Source organism: Tenacibaculum sp. MEBiC06402 (genome assembly GCF_049239625.1).
Classification (GTDB): domain Bacteria; phylum Bacteroidota; class Bacteroidia; order Flavobacteriales; family Flavobacteriaceae; genus Polaribacter.
Genome location: NZ_JBMKKT010000090.1, coordinates 16,183 through 28,401, shown reverse-complemented (window position 1 = coordinate 28,401; position 12,219 = coordinate 16,183). Strand labels below are relative to the sequence as shown.

The following is a 12,219-nucleotide window of genomic DNA, read 5'->3' as shown; positions in this document are numbered from 1 at the left end:
TTATCTATCTAATCCAGTGATTACGTGTAAAACAGAACCTTCTTTTCTGTTTCCTAAATCAGGATTTGCCATTGGGTCTGTAAATGAAGTTCCATCAGCTGGCTCCCATCCGTGATTTTGAGTAATTACGATGAATGTGTTTTTACCATTATTAACGATTTCAGTAACATCAATCATTCCAGTAATTTCCCAGTTTCTTGTGTTTGAACCATATCCCATATCAGCAGCTCTATTTTGATCACACTCTAATACAGTTTTAATTTCTCCTGTATTTAAGTTGTACTGATATAACTTAGCAAAACCGTTTACAGAAGTATCTAAATATCCGTTTGGATCTTCTTGAATGTAAGCATAGTTTTCAGTTACTAAAATATTATCAGGTGAATGGAAACCTTCTGCTTTACCACCAATTTTATCTCCATCTAAAACACATGTGATTTTTGCAGCTCCTGTTGGATCAGTATCGTTTAAAACAACCTTATAAATACGACCTAAGAAAGTTCCTTTACCAGCTAATCCTGATTTATTTCTACCTGTAACAGCAAAGTAAATTTCTCTTTGATTTCCAGCAACTCCTCTTCTCCAGTCGATATCCTCTAAACGTGAGAATCCCATAACACCTTTAGACTTTGCTTCAGCATCTAAAGCGTTGATTTCTCTTTCAGTTAATTCAACGAATTCAGCATCATACTCAGTTCCTTCAACCATATCAACTTCATAAGTGATTCCAGCAGTAGAAACTTTTAATCCGTATAATTTACCTCCTTCTAAGTCTCCTCTGTTTCCAACATACATTCCTAATTGTCCTGATGGCACATCATTATCAGAATGATCATCTCCAATAAAAGCAACAGTTTTGTTTGGATAAGCATCTTTTCCAATAACCACAGCATTTTCAGTTGACCATTGTCCAAAAGCAGATAATAATCTTCCAGTTCCAGCATCGGTTACAGGTTTATATGGATCTGTAGCGAAAACTCCTTTCGAAGATCCACCCCATTCTCCACCAGACAAGTACATTGGTCCAAAACCATGCTCTTCCATAGAAATCATAGAACCAGAACACTGTGCAGTTTCGGCTGTAGCAGCAGCATTTAAGATATACTCTCCTTCTGTAGGTCTTAAGTTTTCATTTAATTTAATTCTAGCAATAGAATAGTCAGCTTCAATATTATTGATTAAAGTGAATGTTCCATCAGCTTCTCTTAATAATCCAGCTCCATCCGCCATTGATCCGTAAACGAAATCAGGTGTATTAGGAATTACATCTTCAGAAGATAAAATTGGAGTAATTTTTAATCCTACGAAATCTGGAGTTACTTTTAAGAAATTTGGAGTTTTAGAAGATGCTAAATATACTGAAGCATCTGAACCGTTTGGACCAGTTGCTCCTGTTGCTCCATCGACACCGTTTTGTCCATTTACTCCATCAACACCGTCAATTCCGTCTTTTCCGTCTTCACAAGAAGTAAGTGTTGTAAAACTAATAGATAAAGCTAATAAAGTAGTTAAGCTTAGTTTAAGATTTTTCATTGTGTCCTTATTTAAGTTTTGTTTTTTGATGCTACAAAACAAGACCAGGAGTTTAAAGTTTAAATCAATCCTATTTTAATTTCTTTTTAAGAAAATGTTATACAATTAAACTAAGTCTTAATAATTAGAATTATTTTAAATAAGAACTTTGAACTAAAAAAGTTGTTCTCTTTAGAATTAGGTAAATTGATAAGTTTTAATACCTTTATCGAAAATTATTATTAATGACCATTACACAATTAAAATATACATTAGCTGTAGCTGAACATAAAAACTTTACAGTTGCTGCTGAACACTGTTTTGTAACACAACCTACACTTAGTATGCAAATCCAGAAACTGGAGGAAGAGTTAGATGCTAAGATTTTTAATCGTTCAAAAAAACCTATTGAATTAACACCTGTAGGAAAGAAAATTGTAGAACAAGCAAAAGTAATTGTTGATGAAAGTAATAGGATTATTGATATTGTTCATCAACAAAAAGGATATATCGGAGGAGAATTTAAATTAGGTATTATTCCTACTATTATGCCTACTTTATTGCCTATGTTTTTAAAACACTTTACGAAAACATATCCTAAAGTTCATTTAATTATTGAAGAATTAACCACCGAGGAAATCATTAGAAAGCTTACTGATGGATATATTGATGCTGCAATTGCTGCAACACCATTGGGCAATGAAGCGATAAAAGAACGTGTTTTATATTACGAGCCTTTTGTAGGTTTAATTCCTAGTGAACATAGATTATATGAAAAAGAAAAACTGACTGTTGAAGATTTAGAATTAGAAGACATTTTACTCTTAGAAGATGGACATTGTTTTAAAAATAGTGTCATCAATTTATGTAAAATGAATAAAAAGGATGAACTTAAAAGATTTCAATTAGAAAGTGGAAGCTTTGATACTTTAATTAAGCTATCGAAAGATGGTTTAGGAATGACCCTTCTTCCATATTTAAACACACTTGACTTAAATGAGAACGATAAAAGTCATTTAAGAGAATTTGAAACACCGCCACCTGCAAGAGAAGTAAGCTTGATTTACCATAAATCCCAATTGAAAATGCAATTAATTGAAGCATTAAAATCAAGTATCGATGGAATTATTCGCGGTGCAATTGCTTTTAGTGATGTAGATATTATAAGTCCGATTAAAAAGGAATAAAAACAAAAAAAGGAAGCTAAATAGCTTCCTTTTTTTGTTTTATAATTACACAACACTTTATGCGTACATTTTTTCTCTTAATTCCTTTACCTTAGGATCATCTAAATACTCATCAAATGTTGCGTATTTATCAATTACTCCATTTGGCGTAATTTCTATAATTCTATTAGCTACTGTTTGCGCAAACTCGTGGTCATGCGTTGTAAACAATACAGTTCCTTTAAAGTTAATTAATGAATTGTTTAAAGATTGAATTGATTCCAAGTCTAAGTGGTTTGTTGGCTCATCTAACATTAAAATGTTTGCTCTAGTCATCATCATTCTTGATAACATACAACGAACCTTTTCACCTCCAGATAACACATTACTTTTCTTTAATGCTTCCTCTCCAGAGAAAATCATTTTCCCTAAGAAACCACGTAAAAACACTTCTTCTCTTTCTTCTTCTGTTTTAGCGTATTGACGTAACCAATCTACTAAGTTTAAATCTCCATTTTGGAAAAACTCTGAATTATCAGAAGGCAAATAAGATTGAGTGGTTGTTACACCCCAGTTATACTTCCCTTCTAACGCTTCTTCATTTCCAGCTATTATTTGATAAAAAGCAGTTGTTGCTTTTGAATTTTTAGAAATTACAGCAACTTTATCGCCTCTATTTAAATTAATATCAACATTAGAAAATAATAATTCTCCTTCAGCATCTTTAGCTGCTAATCCCTCTATATTTAAAATTTGATCACCAGCTTCTCTATCTCTTTCAAAAATAATTGCTGGGTAACGACGGCTAGATGGTTTTATTTCATCTACATTCAACTTCTCAATCATTTTCTTACGAGATGTAGCTTGTTTAGATTTCGCTACGTTTGCTGAAAAACGACGGATAAACTCCTCTAACTCTTTCTTCTTATCTTCAGCTTTCTTATTTTGTTGTGCTCTTTGTTTTGCCGCTAACTGACTTGACTCATACCAGAATGTATAGTTTCCTGAGAAATGATTAATCTTTCCAAAATCAATATCAGAAATATGTGTACAAACAGCATCTAAAAAGTGACGATCGTGAGATACAACGATAACCGTATTATCATAATTAGCTAAGAAATTCTCTAACCAAGAAATAGTTTCAAAATCTAAGTCGTTGGTAGGCTCATCCATAATTAACACATCAGGATTCCCAAATAAAGCTTGTGCTAATAAAACACGTACTTTTTGCTTACCATCTAAATCTTTTACTAACGAATAGTGTAAGTCTTCTTTAATCCCTAAGTTGGACAACATTGCTGCTGCTTCAGCATCAGCATTCCAACCATTCATCTCTTCAAATTGAACTTGTAATTCTCCAATTTTCTCAGCATTCTCGTCAGAATAATCAGCATATAACGCGTCAATTTCTTTCTTAATTTTATACAAGTCTTTATTTCCCATTACTACAGTTTCCAAAACAGGAAACTCATCAAAAGCATAATGATCTTGAGATAATACAGACATTCTTTTTCCAGGCTCTAAGTGAACTTGTCCAGAGGTTGGATCCATTTGACCCGATAATATTTTTAAGAAAGTAGATTTTCCTGCTCCGTTTGCTCCGATAATTCCGTAGCAATTTCCTTGAGTAAACTTAGTATTTACCTCATCAAACAATACTCTCTTACCAAACTGAACTGATAAATTAGAAACTGTTAACATTTTGCGTTTTTTAAAATTCGATGCAAAAGTATGAAATCTCTCCGCTTTTACAGCATTTATACACTATAAATTACATCGTTAAAAATCTCTTATTTTTTAGAATATTAACACCGAATTAACATCTTGATTTCCTCTATATTTCTATTTTTGAGCGTTAATTTATATGCCTTTTGAATAGAATAATTAAATATTTAGTTCCGCTTTTATCAATCTTTATAATAAGTTGTAACGACGTTAAAAAAGAGAACTTTACTTATGTAGGTGGAAAAATCATAAATCCAAAATCTGATTTTATCACGTTACATGATCATTTTGAGGAAATTATAGATACAGTCAAATTAAATTCTGACAATACTTTTACAGGATCCTTTAAAGATATTAAATCAGGATTATACCTTTTTAAACACGGAACTGAATTCCAATATATCTTTTTAGAACCACAGGACAGTTTACTAATTCGTTTGAACACATGGGATTTTGACGAATCTCTAGTTTTTAGTGGAAGTAATGCAGAAAAAAATAATGCTTTAATAGAGAATTTCTTAATCAATGAAAAGCAGGTGAAAGATTTTTATAAATTCTATAAACTTCCACACCTTGACTTCTTAAAGACAGTTGATTCACTGAAATCCATGAAGGATTCTTATTTGAACAATTTTAAATCGGATTATCCTGAGGCTACGGAAGACTATTTAGATATTTTAAAAGTCGCTCTTTACTTTCCTCTATACACTAAACTGGAGACCTACGTCATTAATAATCGATTGAAAGAATCTCCTGAAGACTTAAATGAGGCTAACTTTATTTCTCACAGGGAAAACATTGATATTAATAGCGACTCATTAATGTTCTTCTCTCCTTACAGGAAGTATGTATATAACAATATCTATTATGATGTTTATGCTAAAAACATCAAAGACGATAGTGATGAGTTTACTATTTCTGTACTGGAAACTGTAAATACTAAAATTGGTTCTCAAGAGTTGAAGAATCGATTACTCAAAGAAACCATTATAAGACATTTTTACACTAAAACAAGTTGTAGCCTTAACAAAAAAGCTTACAGTGCCTTTGCTACATTTTCATCAAATGATGCGGACAAAAAGGAAATTGCAAGTTTACTCTCCGATGTTAAACGCATTCCTAAAAACAAATTATTACCTAATTTTAAGCTATATTCTCCTCAAGGATCTATTGAAAGTATTAAAGATATAATAAGAGGAAATAGTACTGTTATCTATTTTAGAAATAAAGATTATTCATCAGATAATTGGGTTTCTTCAAGAATGAATTATTTAATTAAGAATCATCCTGATGTACAATTTTTAGTCATTAACATGAATGACGATAAAAATGAATATATCAAAGACTTAAATATAAAACATCAGTTTTACCTTCATAAGGAAAGTGATGCACATAGCTTTTTAACGAGTAAATACCCTAGAATGGTGCTTGTAAATAATAAAGGAAAAGTTGTTAACGGATTCTGTGCATTATCTTCGAAAAAGATTGAAAAACAAATAACTGAACTTTATTAAACAATTCATAATCAGTTTATTTTAAATTCACTACTTTTGCGCCGTCCTTAAAATAAATTAATATTAGAATTCGCGGATAGGGCATCTGTGAATTCGTTTAAATTCACAATATGTCGAAATTCGCAGATTTAGGTTTGAAAGAACCTATCAATAAGGCGTTGGTAGATTTAGGTTACGAATCTCCTACCGTTATTCAAGAAAAAGCAATCCCACAAATTTTATCATCTTCAGAGGATCTTAAAGCATTTGCTCAAACTGGAACAGGAAAAACTGCTGCTTTTAGTTTACCAATCGTAGAACTTGCTGACGATAAAGATAAAGCTTCACAAGCAATTATTCTTTCTCCTACAAGAGAGCTAGCCGTTCAAATTGGGAAAAACATCGAAGATTTTTCAAAATATCTTCCAGACTTAAAAGTAGTTACTGTTTATGGTGGAGCCAATATAGAACAACAAATAAAACAACTTAAAAGAGGAGCTCAAATTGTTGTTGGTACTCCTGGTAGAACAGTCGACTTAATTCGTCGTAGAGCATTAAAGTTAGGCAATATAAAGTGGTTAGTTTTAGACGAGGCAGACGAAATGTTAAACATGGGGTTCAAAGAGGAGCTTGACAAAGTTTTAGATGCTACTCCAGAGACAAAACAAACATTACTTTTCTCGGCTACTTTCCCAAGAGAAGTTGAAGCTATTGCTAAAAACTATATGCACAACCCAGTCGAAGTTACATCTGGGCAAAAAAATCAAGGATCAGATAATGTAACTCACCAATATTATTTAGTTAGTGAAAGAAGTCGTTATCCTGCTTTAAAGCGTATAGCAGATATTAATCCAGATATATATGCTATTGTTTTCTGTAGAACTAGAAGAGAAACTCAAGAAGTTGCAGATAAACTAATTCAAGACGGTTACAACGCAGATTCATTGCATGGAGATTTATCACAAGCACAGCGTGATAGTGTAATGGATAAGTTTAGAAAAAAGAATATTCAAATGTTAGTTGCAACTGACGTTGCTGCTCGTGGATTAGATGTTGATAATTTAACACATGTTATCAATCATAAGTTACCAGATCAAATTGAAAATTACAACCATAGGAGTGGTAGAACTGGTAGAGCCGGAAACAAAGGAATCTCTGTTGTTTTAGTTAATAGAAAAGAGCGCAATAAGTTAAACCCTATTGAGCGTATTTTAAAGAAAAAATTCGTTGAAACTTCTATTCCTACTGGAAAAGAAATCTGTGAAAAACAGTTATTCCATTTAATTGATAAAATTGAGAATTCCGAGGTAAACACTTCTGAAATCGATACCTATTTACCAAACATCTACGATAAGTTAAAAGATTTCTCAAGAGAGGAATTAATTCAGAAGTTTGTTTCTCTAGAATTTAATTCATTCCTTTCGTATTACGAAAACGCGCCTGATTTAAATAATCTTTCTTCTAATGATCGAGGAGATAGAGCTAGTAACAGAAACGGTAGAATGTCAAGTGAAAACATGACTCGTTTCTTTATTAACCTAGGAAGAAAAGACAGATTGAATCCTGCAAAGTTAATGGGATTAATTAATGAGCAAGGAATTAATAAAAATGTAGAGATTGGTGCTATTGACATCTTAGACACATTCTCTTTCTTTGAAATTGATAAAAACTTTGAAAGCGATACATTAGATGCTTTTGCGGCTAATTCTCCTGAATTCAACGGAAGAAATGTGAATATTGAAATTACTAAAACCGAGAGAAAAGGTGGTGGTGGAAGACGAAGAGGAAGAAGCGGAAACAGTAACGGAGGAAATAGAACAAGAAGAAGCTCGGAAAACAGTAATCCTTCAAAAGGTTTTGGAAGAAGTAGAAATAGTAGTAAAAAATCATTCCCTAAAAAAGAAGGTTCTCACAAAGGACGAGATTCAAGAAGATCTAGAAGAAGATCATAAAAAATTATAATACTGTACAAATAAAAAACCACTATTGATAACAGTGGTTTTTTTATAACTTATAAGTAAAATCATAAATCATTTACTTATGAACTTTATAATTTCGAACTTTTTAAAGTATAGTTCTATTTAGCTACGTTAACAGCTCTAGTTTCTCTAATCACAGTTACTTTAACTTGACCAGGATATGTCATATCATTTTGAATTTTCTGAGAAATATTAAATGATAATTCAGCAGCTTTTTCATCGTTCACTTTAGTACTTTCAACCATTACACGTAATTCTCTACCTGCTTGAATTGCATAAGCTTTTTGAACACCTGTAAACCCAAAGGCTATATCTTCTAAATCTCTTAAACGCTGAATATAACTATCTAAAACTTGTCTTCTTGCTCCTGGTCTTGCTCCCGAAATTGCATCACAAACTTGAACGATTGGAGCTATTAAACTCTTCATTTCAATTTCGTCGTGGTGCGCTCCAATAGCATTACACACATCTGGTTTTTCTCCATATTTTTCGGCCCATTGCATTCCCAATAATGCGTGAGGTAATTCGCTTTCAGTTTCAGGAACTTTACCTATATCATGTAAAAGACCAGCTCTCTTAGCTGCTTTTGCATTTAAGCCCATTTCAGCTGCCATTAAACCACAAAGGTTAGCTACTTCACGAGAGTGCTGTAGTAAGTTCTGTCCGTATGACGAACGATACTTCATTCTACCAACCGTCTTTATTAATTCAGGATGCAATCCGTGGATTCCCAAATCGATCACAGTACGCTTACCTACCTCAATAATTTCTTGATTGATTTGTTTCTCTGTTTTACGAACGATTTCTTCAATTCTTGCTGGATGTATTCTTCCGTCCGTTACCAATTTGTGCATAGATAATCTCGCTATCTCACGACGAACTGGATCAAAACAAGAAAGAATAATTGCTTCTGGCGTATCATCAACAATAATCTCTACTCCTGTTGCAGCTTCCAAAGCTCGAATGTTTCGACCTTCACGACCAATAATTCTACCTTTTACATCATCAGACTCCAAGTTAAAAACTGAAACACAGTTTTCAATTGCTTGTTCCACACCTACTCTTTGTATAGTGTTTAATACAACCTTTCTAGCTTCTTGCTGAGCAGTCATTTTTGCCTCTTCCAAAGTCTCTTGAATAAAGCTCATTGCATCTGCTTTCGCTTCCTCCTTTAAAGAAGCGACCAATTCAGTTTTAGCCTCATCTGCAGAAAAACCAGAAATTTGCTCTAACATGTCTACGTGACGTTTATGCAATTTTTCAACTTCTGATTCTCTTTTTTCCAAGAAATCTAATTTGTAATCTAAGTCAGAGGTTTTCTTTTCTAAAGATTGTGAAAGTTTCTTGTTTTTATCTAATTCAGAAGAAACACGAGATTCTTTATCACGTATTCTTTTCTCTACATCAGACATCTTTTTTTCTCGAGATAAAATTACTTTTTCATGCTCAGCTTTTAGTTCAATAAACTTCTCCTTCGCTTGTAAAATTTTATCTTTCTTAATGGCTTCTGCCTCTATTTTTGCTTCTTTTAGTATGCTTTTAGCTTCTTTATCAGTCTCTTTAAGAAGCTTATTGGCTTTTGTTTTTTCAAGCATTTTTGCAATAATAAAACCTACTGCAATTCCTACAACACCTACCAAAATTGGTAATACTAATCCTTCCATAAATTGAATATCTATATTCTTAAAAATAAAAAAAGCCCATATTAGTAGTGTTTTATAAACTCCTGAAAAACAGGTTTAGAACTAACTGGCTGATCAAGGATCCGACTTAACGGCTTGCTTTACTAACCAAGACTCATTCTTTTTAATTGAATAGTGTTGAGTTTATTAACTATTTACTAATATAGGCAGTATCTATACTGTTATATAATGAACTTATTTTAAATGATCGTCTAACAAATTTGTTAGTTCATTTAATTTATGTAATACTTCCGAAGCTTCTTGAGATGTTTTTAACGAATTCACCTCCATTTTAGACGCAAATTGCAAGGCACACATGGCTAAAACATCTTGTTTATCAGCTACCGCATAATTTTGTTCAAAATTTAAAATCAAATTGTTAATCTGTTTAGCGGCTTTTCTCATCCCTTCTTCCTCTAGTTCATCTTTTACTATTAGAGGATAAGTTCGTCCGGCAACAACCACATTAACTTTTAATTTTTCCATCTTTTTAAAGAACTTTTTATGAATTCAAGAGCGTGATACATTTATCTATCTCTCGAATTAAAGCATTTATTTTGAGTTTTGTATTTCTCGAATCTTCATTACTGCCTTCAATGGTTTTAGCAACTTTCAATATATCAAATTGTTTTTTCTGATTAACTAATTGTTGCTCCTTTTCTTTCAATAAATGCTGTAACTCTCCATTTTGTTCAAGCAATATTTCATTTTCTGACTTTAAGAACTCATATCTTGCTAACATTTCTTTTAACTTAAGTTCCAGTGAATGAATTGCTTCTAAAGTATTACTCATCTATAATTGAGACAAAACCATTTCTTACAAAATTAACAATCTCTTTTAACAATAGCAACTCTTAAATGCTTTTTTCTTAACAAACTGAAATTCAAAGCCCTATAATTTCAGTATAATTTTATTAATTTCGTTACTAAATTGTATCGCTTTGAAATATCATTTTTTCCTTTTCTTCGTGCTAACCTGCTGCTTTTCTTTTTCACAAAAGAAGTATCCAAAAAATTATTTTTCACCTCCAATGGACATTCCTATTGTGGTTGCAGGTACATTTGGAGAATTAAGAAGCAACCATTTTCATTCTGGTATTGATTTAAAGACTCAAAAAAGAGAAGGAATTCCTATTCGCGCTGCAGCTGACGGTTATATTTCTAGAATTAAAATTAGACAATATGGTTACGGAAAAGCTTTGTATATAGATCATCCAAATGGGTATACCACTGTATATGCTCATCTACAAAGGTTTTCATCTGAAGTACAACAATTTGTGAAGGATATTCAATACAAGAAAGAGCAAAACAACGTTGGAAACATTTTCCCTAAAATCAATCAATTTAAAGTAAAAAAAGGTGAAATAATTGCTTACTCTGGTGACACAGGAAGTTCATCAGCTCCTCATTTACATTATGAAATACGTAATACAAAAACTGAAAACATAATTAATCCGCTACTTTTTGGTTTAAAAGCCGAAGACACCAAAAAACCAATTATAAAAGGATTAAAAGTTTTTGCTTTAGATAATTCTGCTCGTATCAACAACTCGAACAACAACACTATAATTCCCATAAAACAATTAGAAAATGGGAATTACGTTTCTGAACGTATAAATGCGAATGGGAATATTGGTCTTGGAATACATGTTTACGACCATCAAAACGCAGCTATGAATAAAAACGGTATTTATAGTTTAGAAATGAATGTAAATGGTAAAAGAGTATACTATCATGATGTAGAAACTTTTTCTTTTGCTGAAAGTAAGTATATCAACTTACTAATAGATTATGAGCATTACAAAAAATATAAAAAACGTTTTCAAAAGACTCATAAAGTTCATAATAACAAGCTAAGTCTTTACGAAGGATTAGAAAACAATGGAAAAATTACAGTAAATGCTTATGAAAACTATAATGTAGAAATCATCGCTAAAGATTACAATGGTAATGCAACTGCCTTACGAATTCCAATTAAAGGTATTCCTGCAAATACCATGTTTTCTCAAAAAGATACAACCAACTACAAAATTACATCTAAAGAATTTCACAAGTTTGAGATAGAAAATGTAACAGTAGCTTTTCCGAAAAACACATTTTATCATGATTGCTTTATTGATTTCTCAGTTAAAGATGAAATTGCTAAACTCCATGAACCTACTATTCCTCTTGACAAAAAATTCACCTTAACTTTTCATACGGAAAAGCTAACTGATGTTCAAAAAGAGCAAGTATACATAGCCAATGTTACTAAAGAGAAATATCCGTATTACGTAACCACAAAACGAAGAGAAAACAAAGTTTTTACTAACCAAAAAACTCTAGGAAGTTATACCCTGCTTTTTGATGATAAAAATCCAGAAATAACCCTATTAAACTTTGCTGAAGGAAGATGGCTTACAAAAAATAAAACATTGAAAGTTAAAATTGAAGATAACGAGTCTGGTATTAATGAATATAGAGCTACTATTGATAACGAATGGATTTTAATGGAGTACAATCATAAGAAAGGAATTTTAACCTACGATTTTTCCGATAAAAAATTGGTTGGTAGCAAACATATCTTTAAACTTGTAGTTTCTGATAATGTTGGAAATACTGAAACTATTTCTACAACGTTTTATCGTAAATAATAAAATCATTTTGAAAAAAATTTTATTCC

9 protein-coding genes and 1 other RNA gene are annotated in these 12,219 nt (G+C 31.8%); 4 read left to right on the top strand and 6 right to left on the bottom strand.

What is annotated here, in order from left to right; genetic code table 11:
- Positions 1-1,533 carry a phosphatase gene (locus ACOSP6_RS06625; RefSeq protein ID WP_422092546.1) on the bottom strand — a complete coding sequence of 511 codons (1,533 nt, stop codon included), beginning with the start codon at positions 1,531-1,533 and terminating at the stop codon, positions 1-3.
- Positions 1,534-1,757: 224 nt separating this feature from the next.
- Between ACOSP6_RS06625 and ACOSP6_RS06620 the strand changes: the two genes are divergently transcribed.
- A complete protein-coding gene (locus tag ACOSP6_RS06620) occupies positions 1,758-2,699 on the top strand; it encodes a LysR family transcriptional regulator (RefSeq protein ID WP_422092547.1) in 942 nt (313 codons plus the stop codon).
- A gap of 57 nt (positions 2,700-2,756) precedes the next feature.
- Here ACOSP6_RS06620 and ACOSP6_RS06615 read toward each other — a convergent pair whose 3' ends face one another.
- Positions 2,757-4,379 carry an ABC-F family ATP-binding cassette domain-containing protein gene (locus tag ACOSP6_RS06615; RefSeq protein ID WP_422092548.1) on the bottom strand — a complete coding sequence of 541 codons (1,623 nt, stop codon included), beginning with the start codon at positions 4,377-4,379 and terminating at the stop codon, positions 2,757-2,759.
- A 170-nt stretch (positions 4,380-4,549) separates the two neighbouring features.
- On the opposite strand from ACOSP6_RS06615, the gene ACOSP6_RS06610 reads away from it, so the two are divergent.
- Both ACOSP6_RS06610 and ACOSP6_RS06605 read left to right on the top strand, forming a co-directional pair.
- Positions 4,550-5,917, top strand: a complete 1,368-nt coding sequence (locus ACOSP6_RS06610) for a TlpA family protein disulfide reductase (protein ID WP_422092549.1) — start codon at positions 4,550-4,552, stop codon at positions 5,915-5,917.
- Positions 5,918-6,027: 110 nt separating this feature from the next.
- Positions 6,028-7,848: a DEAD/DEAH box helicase gene (locus ACOSP6_RS06605; RefSeq protein WP_422092550.1), complete on the top strand. Its 1,821-nt coding sequence runs from the start codon at positions 6,028-6,030 to the stop codon at positions 7,846-7,848.
- A 125-nt stretch (positions 7,849-7,973) separates the two neighbouring features.
- Here ACOSP6_RS06605 and rny read toward each other — a convergent pair whose 3' ends face one another.
- The 4 genes from rny to ACOSP6_RS06585 all read right to left on the bottom strand — a co-directional run bounded on the left by rny (position 7,974) and on the right by ACOSP6_RS06585 (position 10,350).
- The gene (gene rny / locus ACOSP6_RS06600) at positions 7,974-9,539 is read right to left on the bottom strand and encodes a ribonuclease Y (RefSeq protein WP_422092551.1); all 1,566 of its coding nucleotides are present in this window, start codon (positions 9,537-9,539) and stop codon (positions 7,974-7,976) included.
- A gap of 56 nt (positions 9,540-9,595) precedes the next feature.
- Positions 9,596-9,701: non-coding RNA, 6S RNA (gene ssrS, locus ACOSP6_RS06595), on the bottom strand.
- A 51-nt stretch (positions 9,702-9,752) separates the two neighbouring features.
- Positions 9,753-10,043: a cell division protein ZapA gene (locus ACOSP6_RS06590; protein WP_422092552.1), complete on the bottom strand. Its 291-nt coding sequence runs from the start codon at positions 10,041-10,043 to the stop codon at positions 9,753-9,755.
- 16 nt (positions 10,044-10,059) lie between these two features.
- The gene (locus ACOSP6_RS06585) at positions 10,060-10,350 is read right to left on the bottom strand and encodes a hypothetical protein (RefSeq protein WP_422092553.1); all 291 of its coding nucleotides are present in this window, start codon (positions 10,348-10,350) and stop codon (positions 10,060-10,062) included.
- A 148-nt stretch (positions 10,351-10,498) separates the two neighbouring features.
- Here ACOSP6_RS06585 and ACOSP6_RS06580 point away from each other — a divergent pair, with 148 nt between their 5' ends.
- Complete coding sequence (locus ACOSP6_RS06580) at positions 10,499-12,190, top strand: M23 family metallopeptidase (protein ID WP_422092554.1); 1,692 nt, start codon at positions 10,499-10,501, stop codon at positions 12,188-12,190.
- Positions 12,191-12,219: the final 29 nt, after the last annotated feature.